A 14,429-nucleotide genomic window follows, 5' to 3' on the forward strand; every position below is an offset into this window, starting at 1 on the left:
TGAATTCGGCACGCAAAACGCTTCGCGAGAGTTTTGAAGGAAATATCCGACATGGCGGTGATCGCTTCCGAGGCAGTTGGCGCCGAGATTCCGCAGGCGTATCCGCGCCGCGCCGCGGTCGTGAGCTGGATCTTCTTCGATTGGGCCGCGCAGCCTTATTTCACGCTGATCACCACGTTTGTCTTCGCGCCGTATTTCGCGGGCTTCGTCGCGCCGGATCCTGCGAGCGGGCAGGCGCTGTGGGGATTCGCCACCGCCGCCGCCGGTCTGATGATCGCGCTGCTGTCGCCGGTGCTGGGGGCCATCGCCGACGCCAGCGGCCGCCGCAAGCCGTGGATCGCCGGCTTCGGGTCGCTTTTGGTGATCGGCTCTTGCCTGATGTGGTTCGGAAAGCCGGGTGACCCCAGCGTCATCCCGCCGCTGTTGTTGGCCTATGCGATTGCGAGCATCGGTGTCGAATTCGCCACCGTCTTCAACAACGCGATGATGCCGACGCTGGTGCCGCCGGACAGAATCGGGCGGCTGTCCGGCACCGGGTGGGCGACCGGTTATATCGGCGGTATCCTCAGCCTCATCCTGGTGCTCGGCTTTCTGGCGGCCAGTCCCGAGACCGGGCGTACACTGTTCGGCCTGGCGCCGTTGTTCGGTCTCGATCCGGCCACGCATCAGGGTGATCGCATCGCCGGTCCCTTGACCGGCATCTGGTTCATCATTTTCGTGACGCCGATGTTCCTGTTCACACCGGATTATCCGGCCAAGCGCCCGATCCGCCAGGCGTTGCGCGAAGGATTGAGCGGGCTCAGGCGAACGCTCGGCGAATTGCCGAAGCAGAAATCGATGGCGACGTTTCTGCTCGCCAACATGATCTATACCGACGGGCTGGTGTCGCTGTTTGCGTTCGGCGGCATCTATGCCGCCGGCACGTTCGGTTGGCACACCATCCAGATCGGGACGTTCGGAATTCTGCTGGCAATCGCGGGCACCTTTGGCGCCTGGCTCGGCGGCAAGCTCGACGACAGGCTGGGACCCAAGCGCGTCATCGCCGGCAGTCTCTCGATCCTGCTGGTTGCGCTCGCCGCGATCTTGCTGGTCGACAAGGATTCGATCCTGTTCGTGCAGGTCGTCCCACCAGCTCCGGGCGGCGCACTGTTTTCCGGCGCCGCCGAGCGCGCCTATCTCGTACTCGGATGCCTGATCGGCGCGGCCGGCGGCCCGCTGCAGGCGGCGTCGCGCACGCTTCTGATCCGCCTCGCGCCGAAGGATCGCATCGCGCAATATTTTGGTTTGTTTGCGCTGACCGGGAAGGTGACCTCGTTCATCGGCCCGCTTCTGATCGGCACGGTCACGGCCGTCACCGCAAGCCAGAAGGCCGGCATGGCGCTGCTGGTGGTGTTTTTCGTTGCGGGCCTCGCGCTGCTGGCGCGGGTGAGGGAGTGAGGGCGAGCGATTGGATCGGCTCGTCGTCCCCCGCGCGGGCGGGGGATCCAGTACGCCGCGGCTTATCAGTTCAATCACGAACGTCTCTGGAATACTGGATCACCCGCTTTCACGGGTGATGACGACTGAATATGAGTTCGCGATCTCGCGACACACTGTGCCCGAGTTTTTCTCTCAACTTCCCGCCCTCTCATTCAGAGGGCGCAGGGAAGACCGGGTGCGCGCCGCACCCGCGGTCTCGTGTGCAACGTGCGCAAAAGAACACGCACACGAGCATACAGGTACAGCGGGAGCATCCCGGCCTTCCCTGCGCAATGGCTTTACGGCTTACTTCGTGCTCTCCCCGGCGAACGGCTCTTTTGCCACCGTCGCCCCCGAGAAGCTTCGCTTCTCCTGGGACTTAATGCCAGCACCGCGACATCAGGACCACACGACTTCACCGTACGCGTCGGGCGCCTACGTCTTGTGCGCCATTCGCGTCCATCGCATCTCACCGCACGTTCGTGACGATCGCGAGCGCCCCTCAATGGGTGAGACGGCGGAGTTATGCGACTGATTTGCCTCGCACGTTAAGCGAAATATTTTTGATTCCTGGGCTTGACACGATTTCGGAAAATCAGAAGTGATTTGCCCGACACCTGGATTTGTCGCCGTCGCTGCGCCACATCGTCATTGCGAGCCACCGGGTCGCGCGAATGCGAGCCCGGAGCGAGCCCGGAACGACTGGTGGAGCGTGTTCGTCGCTCAGTGCCTGAAATGCCTGACGCCGGTGAACACCATGGCGATGCCGTGGTCGTCGGCGGCCTTGATGACTTCTTCATCGCGCATCGAACCGCCGGGCTGGATCACCGCCGTTGCGCCGGCTTCGATGCATGCCAGCATGCCGTCGGCGAAGGGGAAGAACGCATCGGATGCGACAACGGAGCCTTTGGTCAGCGGTTCGGCAAGCTTCATTTCGGCCGCAGCATCCTGCGCTTTGCGGGCGGCGATGCGCGCGGAATCGACCCGGCTCATCTGGCCGGCGCCGATGCCCACAGTGGCGAGATCCTTGGCGTAAATGATGGTGTTCGACTTGACGTGCTTGGCGACGCGGAAGGCGAATTTGAGATCGCGCAGTTCGGCGTCGGTCGGTGCACGCTTGGTCGCGACCTTGATGTCCATGTCTTCGACCACGGCATTGTCGCGGCTTTGCACAAGCAAGCCGCCGGCGACCGTCTTGGCGGTCAGGCCGACCGTGCGCGGGTCGGGCAGACCGCCCGCGAGCAATAGGCGCAAACTGCGCCTGCCGCCGATGATTGAGATCGCCTCTTCAGTGGCGTCGGGCGCGATGATAACTTCGGTGAAGATGCCGATGATAGCGCGCGCGGCCTCCGCATCCAGCGTGCGGTTGACTGCGATGATGCCGCCATAGGCCGACGTCGAGTCGCAGGCCAGCGCGCGGCGATAGGCGGTGACGAGATCGGGTCCCTCCGCAACGCCGCAGGGATTGGCGTGCTTGACGATCACGCAGGCCGCCGTGCGCTTCGGATCGAACTCCCCGACGCATTCGTAGGCCGCATCGGTATCATTGATGTTGTTGTAGGACAGTTCCTTGCCCTGCAACTGGCGCGCGGTGGAGACGCCGGGCCGCTTGTCGGGTGTCGCATAGAACGCCGCGGTCTGGTGCGGGTTCTCGCCATAGCGCAAGGACTGGAGCAGCCGGCCGCCGAAGGCGCGGAAATCCGGCGCGTTGTCCTTGAGCTGAGTAGCAAACCAGTTCGAGATCGCAGCATCGTAGGCGGCAGTGCGCGCATAGGCTTTTGCGGCGAGGCGGCGGCGTAACGCGAGTGTCGTTGCGCCCTTGTTAGCGGCGAGTTCGTCGAGCACGGCCTGATAGTCCTGCGCCTCGACGACGACGGCGACGTCGTCATGGTTTTTGGCTGCCGCCCGGATCATCGCCGGCCCGCCGATGTCGATATTCTCGATGCAGTCGGCGTAACTGGCGCTTTTGTCGACGGTCGCCTCGAACGGATAGAGGTTGACGACGAGCAGATCGATCGGCGCGATGCCGTGCGCCTTCATGGCGTCGGCGTGCTCCTTGTTGTCGCGGACCGCGAGCAGACCGCCATGCACCTTCGGATGCAGCGTCTTGACCCGGCCGTCCATCATTTCCGGAAAGCCCGTCAGCTCCGAGACGTCCTTGACCTGCAGTCCGGCCGCCGCGATTGCCTTCGCGGTGCCGCCGGTGGAGACGAGCTCGACACCATGTCCGGCCAATGCCTTGGCAAATTCGATCAGGCCGGTCTTGTCGGAAACGGACAACAGGGCGCGGGTCACACGGCGCGGATGGTCGGTCATGGCTGGATTCCTGGCTGTTAAGGCCAGCCCGGTAGCATGGTTTGGCCGGCCATGAAACCGCCAGAAGGCGCCAAATCCGGGTGTGGAGATCTGGCCGGGAAGGGGCTCAGAGCGGCAATTCCGGCTCGCGCCGCGCATGACGCCGGGCGGCGGTCGCGCCCGCCGACGTGCTCGATCGGACAAAGCTCCAGCGGACCGAGGAGGCGTGGCGGGAATCCTGGCGGATCACGATCTGGGCGGTGCGGCGCGGGCCGTCATTGCCGGCCAGAAACACGCTGTCCTCGAGATCGACCTTGTCGTCGAGCGCCTCGAAGGTCCAGACGTCGCGGCTGGGCAATACCAGCATGACGCCGCGCGCATCGCTGAGGCGGCTGGCCTTCACCGCGGGATGCAGGTGAAACCGCAGGGCAAAATCGGTATCGCCGCCCTTGATGCGCGTCCCCGGCGCCGGCGAAACGGTGTCCTCGCCGTCGAGTCTTGCGCCGTCATGGGAGATCATCAGCACCCGGCGATGCACGACGCCGAAGCGGGCGAGATAGCCGTCATGCGAGGTGGTCAGGAGATCGCCGTCGGCCACCGACTCGCGGTAGCTTTCCACGTTGGCCGGACCGCTGACGACCGGCGCGCCCTGCAGCAGGCGCTTCATCGCCGACAATTCAACGAACTGGCACGAGGACGTGTCGTGATAGGTCAGGGTCGAATGCGCTGCGGTGCTGCGCGCAAACGTGCGCCAATTATCCCGGCCGGTCGAGGGCATCCCGCAATTGACCACGATCCGGCTCGGCCCGGAAGACAGCTCGAACGAGAGACATCCGGCGTGCGCTTCCTGGCTGACATTCGGCGGAGGCGGTGGGCCGGTATCGATGATCACAGTCGTGGTGCCGGCGTCGAGCCGCTGGAAGCCGGTATGCGGCATGTTCGCCATCGGCACGCCGTGCGTGTCGTCATAGGCGAGCAGCGTCGCCACCAGGTCCGAGGGCGCGCTGCTCATGCCGTTGAACAGTGCAAAGCTGCCGTCGCCATGACGGAAAAAGCGCAGCATCGGCATCATGCGGTCGATCGCATTCAACAGCGCGGGCGGCGGCGCGATGTTGCGGGCGGCAAAGGTTTGGCGCAGGGGCAGGAGATCGCTGAGCAGTTCGACCAGCGCGCCGGGGTTGCGCGAAATGTGCCCGCCATCGGGCTGGATCTGGCGCTGCAACTCGTCGGAAAGCCGCCGCGTGGCGGAGCGGATGTGTCGCGCCTGATTGGCCAGGCACAGCGAGGCGTAGCACAACGCGATCAGGACCTGCAGCCGCGGCACACCGTCGGCGATGTCGAGCATCGTGTAGCGAAGATATCGAATTTCGCGGGTCAGCCCACGCAGATATTTGCGATAGAATTTTCCGTCGGTGTCGCTGAGCACCAGCGGCGCCTGCGACAACAGCGAGATCACGCGGCGGGCCAGCACGTCGGGGCGGCGTTCGAGCGGCCGCTTGCGCGCCGGATTTGAGATCCAGTCATCGACCAGCGAGCGGGCATTGGCGCGGGTCAGCGCGGTGTCGGCGGCGCGCAGGTGCCGCAGCCAGCCGAAGCCGAGCAGCGCGACTTCCCAATCTTCCGACGGCGGCTCGAGATCGAAGACCGAGCGGCCATGGCAGGTAACGATTTTGCCGGCGAACACGAAGCGGCCGGCATAGATTTCCGCGGCGCGGGTGGCGTCGGCGGTGCGCAGGTCATGCGGGGCGATGATCAGCCGGTCGGCGCGGCCGGGCCACAGCCGCGATACCGCCACCGTTGCGCCGGTCGCGCGCGCGATCACGGTCCGCGCCGAGCGGCTCATGATAAGCGTCGAGATGCGTCTGCGTTGAGCGACCGACACGCCGTGCCTTGGCTTTAAGGAGGGAGGGGTATTCTGACGAATCCTTTTAATCCGGAAACGCCGGTAAGGCACCATCTTGAAGAGGGACGAATCACTCGAAGGCGGGAAGATTCCGGTCTAAAATCAGGTTTTTACCAGTCGCGCCGCGTAAAATCCATCCAGCCCGCCGAGTCGGGGGTCGGCATGGGGCAAATGACAGGGCAGGGTCCGCAAATCGCCGCTTGCGGTCACGATTTCGCTGAGGCCCGCAACTTCGTCCACCTCGATCGGGGCGCGACGCACGCCCGATTCGGTAGCGAGCAGGGACGCGACCGCCTGCTCACCTTCCTCGGGCTCCAACGAACAGGTGCAATAGACCAGCGTCCCGCCCGGCTTGAGCAGCGCGACCGCCTTTTGCAGCAACCGTTTCTGTAGCGCGGATAGCGCCGCAATGTCGGCTTCCTGACGCAGCCAAGCGACATCGGGGTGACGGCGGATGGTGCCGGTGGAGGTGCATGGTGCATCCACCAGCACGCCGTCGTAACCGCCATTGCCTTGCCATTCGACCGCATCGGTCACCACGTCATCGGCCTGGAGCGAAAGCCGAGCCAGGTTGTCGCGCAGCCGTGCCATGCGCCCCGGCGAGCGATCGACCGCGGTGACGCGCGCGCCGGCGTGCGCGAGCTGCGCGGTCTTGCCGCCGGGCGCGGCGCAGAGGTCGACGATGCTCTTGCCGGCGACATCGCCGAACAACCGCGCCGGCAGCGCGGCGGCGGCGTCCTGTACCCACCACTGTCCCTCGGAGAAACCGGGCAGCATGGTCACCGAACCCTGCAGCAGCGTGCGCACGGTTCCAGTCGGCAAGGCTTCGCCATGCAGGCGGCTCGCCCATTGCGCTGCGTCCGCCTTCACAGTGATGTCAAGCGACGGCTCGTGGCCGATGGCGCGCGCCATCTCCCGCGCGGTGGTCTCGCCATAGGCGCCGATCCAGCGCGCGAGCAGCCATGGCGGAACATCAAGCGTCTGCGACTTGATTTCCTCGATCAGCGGTTGTCCCTCACGGGCGCAACGGCGCAGCACGGCGTTGACGAGGCCGGCATACTTTGCGGCGCGGCGGTCCGATTGCACCAGCCGTACCGAGAGATCGACGGCGGCATGATCGGGCACGTCCATCCAGAGAATCTGCGCCGCGCCGATCAGAAGCGCGCTCTGTGCCCGCGGCGCATCGGTCGGAATGCCGCGATCGAGCAGGCGCGACAGCACATGGCCGAGCGTGCCGAGCCGCCGCAGGATCGTCGCCACCAGCCGCCGCATCAACGCGCGGTCGCGATCGGCGAGCGTTTTCAGTCCGGGATGAGCGCCCGTGCCGTCGAGTTGATCGTCGAGGGTGCGATGCTTGTGCAGCACGCCGTCGAGAATGTCAGCCGCGATCCGCCGCGCCGCGAGGCCGGGCACTTCTGAAGGTACTGCGAATCTTGAAGGGGGCATGAAGCAGCAATGTCTCGGAAGGCGGAAAGGTTTCGGCTCATGCCAAGGAAATGAAACGCTCATTTGGCATGCGAATATGCCAAATGTAAGAATCGCCACAGACAATTTCTCGATTGTGATGTCATCTGTGCGCCCATCCCGTGCTATGGGAGAAGTTGCGATGACAGACAATTCTTCATCCCCCGCGCCGGTTGCGGAACGCAAGAAGCTGACGCCCGCGGCCGAGCGCGCGCTCGCCGAGGCCGAAGCGCGCCGCAAGGCCGCCGCGGCCAGCGCCACGCCGCAGCAGAAGGAATTCCAGGGTCCGAAGGGACCGGAACCGACCCGCTACGGCGATTGGGAGCGCAAAGGAATCGCGTCGGATTTTTGAGGGCCAAGAATAGGCACTGGGCCTTTGCCGGACGACCCGACTCAGCTCTTAGTCGGGAACATGCCCCCATACGAGAGAACGAATGCATACCGGACCCCGCGCCGGGGTCTTTTTCGCCGCTGGTTTTCGGCAGCGCTGCCGTGGGTATTCGTGCTTTGCGTGGCGTCGGCGACGACGCTGCCGGTGCGGGACTGGGTGCGGCGGTTGTTGCCGAGTTCAGCCGACAGCCAGGCGGCGCGCGATGCCGAGATGGTGTGGAAACGCGCCGGAAATTCCAACCAGCGCTATTCCGTCGATGTGATCCGCACAATCGATGGCGACACCTTCGAGGCGCGCGTTCATTTGGAAACGGGTCTCGAGCCCACCACGCGCATTCGCCTGCGCGGCATCGATGCGCCCGAGTTGCAGGCATCCTGTCCACAGGAACTGCAGATGGCAGAGGCTGCGACGGGCGCGTTGCGCAGATTGCTCGGCGACGGCGGAGTCACCATTTCGAATATCGGGCCGGACAAATATTCCGGCCGGGTTGTCGCCGACGCAGCGACGAGGCACACCGCAAATATTTCGAGCACGATGCTGGCGGCAGGTCACGCGCGCCCTTATGGCGGCGGTCATCGCAACGGCTGGTGTGCGAACGCAAGCCAACCCTTATCCAAATGAAATGAAAAAGCCGCGCGACCGCGCGGCTCTTACGATTCAATCGTTCAGCCGATCAGCGCGTGACGGTCACGGTGGTTCCGATTGGCACGCGCTGGTAGAGATCAGCGATGTCGTCGTTGAGCATGCGGATACAACCGTAGGATACGAAGCCCCCGACCGAGCCCGGCACGTTGGTGCCGTGAATGGCATACTCCCCGCCGGCCAGCGTCATCGCCGCGACGCCCATCGGGTTGCGCGGCGAGCCGCCGGGAATCACGTCGGGCATGTCAGGCTTGTCGCGTTTGACTTCACTCGGCGGCGACCATGCCGGGTTGAGATACTTGCCGTCGATCTTTGTGGTGCCCGACCACTGCTTGCCGGCCTTGCCGACCCCGACCGGGTAGCGCATGGCGCGTCCGGACTCGAGAATGAGGTAGAGACGTCGCTCATGGGTCTTCACCACGATGGTGCCCGGCGCGTAATCGCCGCTGACATCGACCAGTTCCGGCCGCGCCTGCGCCGCCGAGGACATCACAATGCTCGCACCGATGGTGGCAGCCAGCGCCACCGCAATCCTCTTCGACATTCCCCAGCTCCACTTTGCCCGCCCCTCTCGGGGGCCTTCAAGTGTCCTTTCAAGCCTTGGCGTTCGAAAACCTTGGCGGTCGAAGCCGTGGCGTTCGCAGCCTTGGCGTCTCGCGGTCTCGCCGACGATTGTTAGTCGCGCGAACTCACCGACCGGTTTCACCGTCGGCCCTTGAGACTGGTTTCGAGGGCGGAACAAAGAAAATGTTCGAAATAAAGTAAATGACCGGAAAACAACACATGGCGGCGAAATGCCCGCGGAGGCGGGCCCGCCACTGACAAGCGCGTGAGCACGGCGGGTTGTCGCGGGTCCTGCTGCTTCAGTCTTCCCTGATAGGCCCACAAACTCATCATGCCCGGGCTTGTCCCGGGCATCCACGTCTTGCTCTCCGCACCAAAACGTGGATGGGCGGGACGAGCCCGGCCATGACGACGTGGGAGCTTGGGCGTCTCCGATGCCAAAGCTAGAGACGTGAGGTGCGCCAGCCTTACGCCGGCGCCGATTTCTTGTTCTGCCGGTTCTTGACGAGGTCGTCGACCACGGCAGGGTCGGCGAGCGTCGAGGTGTCGCCGAGGCTGGAGGGCTCATCCTCAGCGATCTTCCGCAGGATGCGGCGCATGATCTTGCCGGAGCGGGTTTTCGGCAGGCCCGGCGCGAACTGGATCTGGTCGGGGGACGCGATCGGGCCGATGTCCTTGCGCACCCAGGCGACCAGCTCTTTCCGCAGCTCCTCGGTCGGCTCGGTGCCGGCCATCAACGTCACATAGGCGTAGATGCCCTGACCCTTGATGTCATGGGGATAGCCGACCACGGCCGCTTCCGACACCTTGGCGTGCGCCACCAGCGAGCTCTCGACTTCGGCCGTGCCCATGCGATGGCCGGATACGTTGATGACGTCGTCGACGCGGCCGGTGATCCAGTAATAGCCGTCGGCATCCCGGCGGCAGCCGTCGCCGGTGAAATACTTGCCTTTGTAAGTCGAGAAATAGGTCTGCTCGAAACGCGCATGGTCGCCATAGACCGTGCGCATCTGCCCCGGCCAGGATTTGGCCAGGCAGAGATTGCCGGTGCATTCGCCCTCGAGCACCTTGCCGTCGGCATCGACAATTTCGGGCACCACGCCGAAGAATGGCCGCGTTGCAGAGCCTGGCTTCAGCTTGGTCGCACCCGGCAGCGGCGTGATCAAAATGCCGCCAGTCTCGGTCTGCCACCAGGTGTCGACGATCGGGCAGCGGCCGTCGCCGACCACGCGGTGATACCATTCCCATGCTTCCGGATTGATCGGCTCGCCGACTGAGCCGAGCAGACGCAGGCTCTTGCGCGAGGTCTTCTGCACGGGACCGTCGCCGGCCTGCATCAGCGCGCGGATCGCGGTCGGCGCGGTGTAGAAGATGTTGACGTTGTGCTTGTCGATGACATTCCAGAACCGCGAATTGTCCGGATAGTTCGGAACGCCCTCGAACATCAGCGTGGTGGCGCCGTTCGCCAGTGGCCCATAGAGAATGTAGCTGTGGCCGGTGACCCAGCCGACGTCGGCGGTGCACCAGTAGATGTCGCCATCGTGGTAGTCGAACACGTATTGATGCGTCATCGACGCGAACACGAGATAGCCGCCCGTGGTATGCAGCACGCCCTTCGGCTGACCGGTGGAGCCCGACGTATAGAGAATGAACAGCGGGTCTTCTGCGTGCATGTGCTCGCACGGACATTCCGTCGTCACCAGCTTGGCCACTTCGTGGTGCCAGAAATCGCGCGTTGGATTCATGTCGACGGCAGCGCCGGTGTGCTTGACGACGACGACCCAATCGACGCCACCCGCTTTCTCGATCGCGGCGTCGACATTGGCCTTCAGCGGCACCTTCTTGCCGCCGCGCAATCCTTCGTCGGCGGTGATGATCACCTTGGATTGGCAATCGGTGATGCGCTGGGCGAGACTGTCGGGCGAAAAGCCGGCGAACACCACGGAATGGATGGCGCCGATCCGCGCGCAGGCCAGTATCGCGTAGGCCGCTTCCGGGATCATCGGCAGGTAGATGGTGACGCGATCGCCCTTCTTGACGTTCCGCGTGCGCAGGATGTTGGCCATCTTGCAGACTTCGTCATGCAGCTGGCGGTAGGTGATGTGCTTGGACTGCGAGGGGTCGTCACCTTCCCAGATGATCGCGGTTTGGTTGGCGCGCTTGTCGAGATGGCGGTCGATGCAGTTCCAGGCGGCGTTCAGGACCCCGTCCTCAAACCATTTAATCGAGATGTTGCCGGGGGCGAAGGAGACGTTTTCGATCTTGTGGGGCGGCTTCATCCAGTCGATGCGCTTGGCCTGTTCGGCCCAGAAGCCGTTGGGGTCCGAGACCGAGCGGGCATACATTTCGCGGTACTTGGCGTCATCGATGTAGGCACGTTTAGCCCAATCGGCGGATACGTCGTAAATCTTCTCGGACATCTTTTCCTCCCACTCATTGCGGCCGGATGCTCGGCGGCCACAAGTCGTCCCTGATTGTTGCAGCGATTATGCGTCGCGGGATGATGCCCGGACAAGGCGGAACGTCTGCGACCTTGGTCGGCCAGCCGGTTCCCGGCCTTGTCGCGGATCAAGGTCAGACCATTTTCGCAGGTCTGCTCAGGGCGAAATCAACGTTATCGACGGAATGGCTCCCATGAACGGTATCTTATAACCGTAAATGACGGAATAGGGACTCGCAAAGTGGTCCGTTACCCCCTAAATGGCCACCCCGGGGCCGACGGCCTCCCGGAACAAGCCACAACAAACGGCATTACCGGCGAAACAGGCGGAGTAAGGCGACAACGGACATGATGGATCAGCAGAATTTCGAGGCTACGCGGCCCGCTTCCGCCGATCCCGCCGTTGCATTGGCCGAAGCGCTTGGGCAACTGCCGAAGGAACTGCCCAAGTCATCCGCGGCAAAGCCGCACATCATCGCCTCCGTCGAAGCGCTGGCACAGGAACTTGGCCTCAAACTCGGCGGTCAAAACAGCCTGACCATCCGCCGTATCAAGCGCGGGAAAAGTTACTCATTTATTCGCGCCAATGGCACGCAGATCCGCCACGCCGGGACGATCCGACGCCTTCATTCGATGGCGGTGCCACCGGCCTATCGCGAAGTGCGCTATTCGGCCGACCCGAATTCGCACCTGCAGGCGGTTGGCATCGATGCCGCGGGCCGGCTGCAATACCGCTACCATGCCGATTGGGAAAAGGTCCGCGAGCACCGCAAGGCCCATCGCCTGGCGCGGCTGGTGGCGGCCTTGCCGAAGATCCGTCGGAAAGTTTCGGCCTATCTTTCCGGCGACGAGCCGACGCGCGAGTTCGCGCTCTCGGCCGTGATCGAGTTGATCGCGCGCACAGCGATCCGTCCGGGCAATGAATCCTATGCCCGCCTCAACGGCACCCGCGGTGCCACCACGCTATTGAAGTCGAACGTCGTGCTGGAAGACGACACCCTGGTCCTCACCTTCAAGGCCAAGGGCGGCAAGGCCGTCCGCAAGGAGTGCGATGCGGCCAAGCTGGTGCGCGCCATCGGCATCCTGCGCACCGTGCCGGGCAAGCGCATGTTCCAGTACCGCGACAATTCCGGCACGGTTCGCGCGGTCTCGACCACCACGGTGAATGCGTTCCTGCGCGAGATCGCCGGCATCAAGATTTCGCTGAAGGATTTCCGCACGCTGATGGCATCGGCCGTGGTGCTGGAATCGTTGTCGCGGATTTCACCGGCAGCGAGCGCCCGCGGCCGCAAGAAGCAGGTGCTCGAAGCCGTGCGCGCCGCGGCCGACGAACTGTCGAACACGCCGGCGATCTGCCGCAAGAGCTATGTCCACGACACCATTGTCACCGCGTTCGAAGACGGCATCCTGGAGCGCTTTGCCGCGACGATGAAAGGCTATCGCACGCAAGCCAAGCGCGAGGCGCTGCTGGCGCAGGTGGTGGTGGCCGCGGCGGTGGCGTAACGCGCCTCGTCATGCGCGGGCTTGACCCGCGCATCCATCAAAAAGGATTCTTCTGAGACGATGGATTGCCGGGTCAAGCCCGGCAATGACAACCTCGTGCATCCGCCCCGGTTCTTCCTTCTCCCCTTATGGGAGAAGGTGGCGCGAAGCGCCGGATGGGGTTCTTTCCGCGGAGACAGACCCCTCACCCGTCTCGAATGAGCTGACGCTCATTCGATCCACCCTCTCCCACAAGGGGAGAGGGGAAGTAAGAGCGCGCTACAGCCCGCCCATCTTGCAGACCAGCTTCCACTCTTCGGCCGTGACCGGCTGCACCGACAGTCGCGAATACTTCACTAGCGCCATGTCGGCGAGCCTCTTGTCGGCCTTGATCGCGGCCATTGTCACCGGCGTCTTCAACGGCTTGTCGGCCTTGATGTCGACGCAGACGAATTTGCCGGTCTTGTCGGTCGGATCGGGATAGGCCTCCTTGATGACCTCGGCGATGCCGACGATCTCCTTGCCCTCGTTGGAGTGATAGAAGAAGGCCTTGTCGCCCTTCTTCATGTTCACCAGATTCTGCCGCGCGGTGAAATTGCGCACGCCGGTCCAGGCTTCACCCTTGGCGCCCTTCGCGACCTGCTGGTCCCATGACCAGCTCGAGGGTTCGGATTTCACCAACCAGTAATTCATGACGCCCACCATCTCTCGTCATGGCCGGGCTTGTCCCGGCCATCTACGTCTTCCTTCCGAGGCCATTATCCAAGACGTGGATGCCCGCGGCAAGCGCGGGCATGACCAGGAGAAATCATTCCTCCGCCTTGAACGGCCGCGTCAGCAGGCCTTCGATCGCCGCGTCGATCGTCACCTTGCCGCTCAGGATCGCCGCGACCGCATTTGATACCGGCATATCGACGTTCTGCGAAGCTGCCAGTTCGATCAGGACCGGCGCGGTGAATTCGCCTTCGGCGAGCTTGTCGCGGTTCGGCGGCTCGCCGCGCCCAAGCGCGATACCGAATGCCAGATTGCGAGACTGCGGACTGGAGCAGCTCAGGATCAGATCGCCGAGCCCCGACAGGCCCGCCAGCGTTTCGCCGCGCGCGCCGCAGGCGCGGCCGAGGCGCGCGAGCTCGCTGAAGCCGCGCGTGGTCAGCGCGGCCAGCGCCGAGGCGCCGAGCTGCCGGCCGACCACGATGCCGGCTGCGATCGCCAGCACGTTCTTGGCCGCCCCACCAATCTCGACGCCGCGGACATCGGAGGTGTGATAGGGCCGGAAGGTCGACGAGCCCAGCGCCTGCACCAGAAAGCTCGCCAGCTTTTCATCTCTTGCGGCAAGCGTCACGGCAGTTGGAAGGCCTAGCGCCACATCATCGGCGAAGTTCGGTCCCGACAGGATTGCAGGGATTGCATCCGGTATGGTCTCGGCGATGATCTCGGTCATGAACCTGTGGGTGCCGCGCTCGATTCCCTTGGCACAGGCGACGACGGGTGTCTTCGGTTCGACGTGCGGCGCAAGTGTTGTAGCGGCTTCGCGCAAACTTTGCGCAGGTGTCGCAAGCAGGACGATGTCCGCGCGCGCCGCGGCCGCGATATCGGCCGTGACGCCGATAGTGCTGTCGAGGCTCACGCCGGATAATTTTGGATTCTTTCGCGTCGTCTGCATCTGCGCGGCGCTTTCGGCGCTTCGCGCATAGAGCACGACTTTGCGGCCGGCGCGCACCGCGGCGCAGGCGAGCGCGGTGCCATAGGCACCGGCGCCGATCACCGCGACGGAATTGAAGGACGTCATG

The 14,429-nt window shown here is 64.1% G+C and carries 11 protein-coding genes; 4 read left to right on the forward strand and 7 right to left on the reverse strand.

Annotation, left to right across the window (positions count from 1 at the left end):
* The first annotated feature begins 51 nt into the window (after nt 1-51).
* Nucleotides 52-1,437, forward strand: coding sequence for an MFS transporter (locus tag RX328_RS01195; RefSeq protein ID WP_213250656.1), 1,386 nt, complete (start codon nt 52-54; stop codon nt 1,435-1,437).
* Between the two features lie 744 nt (nt 1,438-2,181).
* Here RX328_RS01195 and purH read toward each other — a convergent pair.
* The 3 genes from purH to RX328_RS01210 form a co-directional block, all read right to left on the reverse strand.
* A complete protein-coding gene (gene purH, locus RX328_RS01200) occupies nt 2,182-3,774 on the reverse strand; it encodes a bifunctional phosphoribosylaminoimidazolecarboxamide formyltransferase/IMP cyclohydrolase (RefSeq protein ID WP_213250658.1) in 1,593 nt (530 codons plus the stop codon).
* 106 nt (nt 3,775-3,880) lie between these two features.
* Complete coding sequence (locus tag RX328_RS01205) at nt 3,881-5,596, reverse strand: heparinase II/III family protein (protein ID WP_213250661.1); 1,716 nt, start codon at nt 5,594-5,596, stop codon at nt 3,881-3,883.
* A gap of 162 nt (nt 5,597-5,758) precedes the next feature.
* Nucleotides 5,759-7,102, reverse strand: a complete 1,344-nt coding sequence (locus tag RX328_RS01210) for an RsmB/NOP family class I SAM-dependent RNA methyltransferase (RefSeq protein WP_213250664.1) — start codon at nt 7,100-7,102, stop codon at nt 5,759-5,761.
* 160 nt (nt 7,103-7,262) lie between these two features.
* On the opposite strand from RX328_RS01210, the gene RX328_RS01215 reads away from it, so the two are divergent.
* Together RX328_RS01215 and RX328_RS01220 are read left to right on the forward strand one after the other, a co-directional pair.
* Nucleotides 7,263-7,472 carry a DUF1674 domain-containing protein gene (locus RX328_RS01215; RefSeq protein WP_213250667.1) on the forward strand — a complete coding sequence of 70 codons (210 nt, stop codon included), beginning with the start codon at nt 7,263-7,265 and terminating at the stop codon, nt 7,470-7,472.
* 60 nt (nt 7,473-7,532) lie between these two features.
* On the forward strand, nt 7,533-8,132 hold the full coding sequence (locus RX328_RS01220) for a thermonuclease family protein (RefSeq protein WP_213250670.1): 600 nt from the start codon (nt 7,533-7,535) through the stop codon (nt 8,130-8,132).
* Nucleotides 8,133-8,184: 52 nt separating this feature from the next.
* Here RX328_RS01220 and RX328_RS01225 read toward each other — a convergent pair whose 3' ends face one another.
* Both RX328_RS01225 and acs read right to left on the reverse strand, forming a co-directional pair.
* Entirely contained in the window at nt 8,185-8,697 is a 513-nt protein-coding gene (locus RX328_RS01225; RefSeq protein ID WP_213250673.1) for a L,D-transpeptidase, read from the reverse strand.
* A 487-nt stretch (nt 8,698-9,184) separates the two neighbouring features.
* Nucleotides 9,185-11,137, reverse strand: a complete 1,953-nt coding sequence (gene acs, locus RX328_RS01230; RefSeq protein WP_213250676.1) for an acetate--CoA ligase — start codon at nt 11,135-11,137, stop codon at nt 9,185-9,187.
* A gap of 368 nt (nt 11,138-11,505) precedes the next feature.
* On the opposite strand from acs, the gene RX328_RS01235 reads away from it, so the two are divergent.
* Nucleotides 11,506-12,660, forward strand: coding sequence for a DNA topoisomerase IB (locus tag RX328_RS01235; protein WP_213250678.1), 1,155 nt, complete (start codon nt 11,506-11,508; stop codon nt 12,658-12,660).
* A gap of 258 nt (nt 12,661-12,918) precedes the next feature.
* On the opposite strand, the gene RX328_RS01240 is transcribed toward RX328_RS01235, so the two are convergent.
* Together RX328_RS01240 and RX328_RS01245 are read right to left on the reverse strand one after the other, a co-directional pair.
* The gene (locus tag RX328_RS01240) at nt 12,919-13,332 is read right to left on the reverse strand and encodes an EVE domain-containing protein (protein WP_213250681.1); all 414 of its coding nucleotides are present in this window, start codon (nt 13,330-13,332) and stop codon (nt 12,919-12,921) included.
* Nucleotides 13,333-13,447: 115 nt separating this feature from the next.
* The gene (locus RX328_RS01245) at nt 13,448-14,428 is read right to left on the reverse strand and encodes an NAD(P)H-dependent glycerol-3-phosphate dehydrogenase (protein WP_213250683.1); all 981 of its coding nucleotides are present in this window, start codon (nt 14,426-14,428) and stop codon (nt 13,448-13,450) included.
* Between the last annotated feature and the right edge of the window lies 1 nt (nt 14,429).

This window comes from Bradyrhizobium sp. sBnM-33, assembly GCF_032917945.1.
Lineage (GTDB): Bacteria > Pseudomonadota > Alphaproteobacteria > Rhizobiales > Xanthobacteraceae > Bradyrhizobium.

Excerpts from the sequence above, each read along its gene's own strand:
- RX328_RS01220 (WP_213250670.1), top strand. The coding sequence starts at position 7,533 with ATGCCCCCATACGAGAGAACGAATGCATACCGGACCCCGCGCCGGGGT.
- RX328_RS01240 (WP_213250681.1), bottom strand. The coding sequence starts at position 13,332 with ATGAATTACTGGTTGGTGAAATCCGAACCCTCGAGCTGGTCATGGGAC.
- acs (WP_213250676.1), bottom strand. The coding sequence starts at position 11,137 with ATGTCCGAGAAGATTTACGACGTATCCGCCGATTGGGCTAAACGTGCC.
- RX328_RS01245 (WP_213250683.1), bottom strand. The coding sequence starts at position 14,428 with ATGACGTCCTTCAATTCCGTCGCGGTGATCGGCGCCGGTGCCTATGGC.
- RX328_RS01225 (WP_213250673.1), bottom strand. The coding sequence starts at position 8,697 with ATGTCGAAGAGGATTGCGGTGGCGCTGGCTGCCACCATCGGTGCGAGC.
- RX328_RS01210 (WP_213250664.1), bottom strand. The coding sequence starts at position 7,102 with ATGCCCCCTTCAAGATTCGCAGTACCTTCAGAAGTGCCCGGCCTCGCG.
- RX328_RS01235 (WP_213250678.1), top strand. The coding sequence starts at position 11,506 with ATGATGGATCAGCAGAATTTCGAGGCTACGCGGCCCGCTTCCGCCGAT.
- RX328_RS01195 (WP_213250656.1), top strand. The coding sequence starts at position 52 with ATGGCGGTGATCGCTTCCGAGGCAGTTGGCGCCGAGATTCCGCAGGCG.
- RX328_RS01215 (WP_213250667.1), top strand. The coding sequence starts at position 7,263 with ATGACAGACAATTCTTCATCCCCCGCGCCGGTTGCGGAACGCAAGAAG.
- purH (WP_213250658.1), bottom strand. The coding sequence starts at position 3,774 with ATGACCGACCATCCGCGCCGTGTGACCCGCGCCCTGTTGTCCGTTTCC.
- RX328_RS01205 (WP_213250661.1), bottom strand. The coding sequence starts at position 5,596 with ATGAGCCGCTCGGCGCGGACCGTGATCGCGCGCGCGACCGGCGCAACG.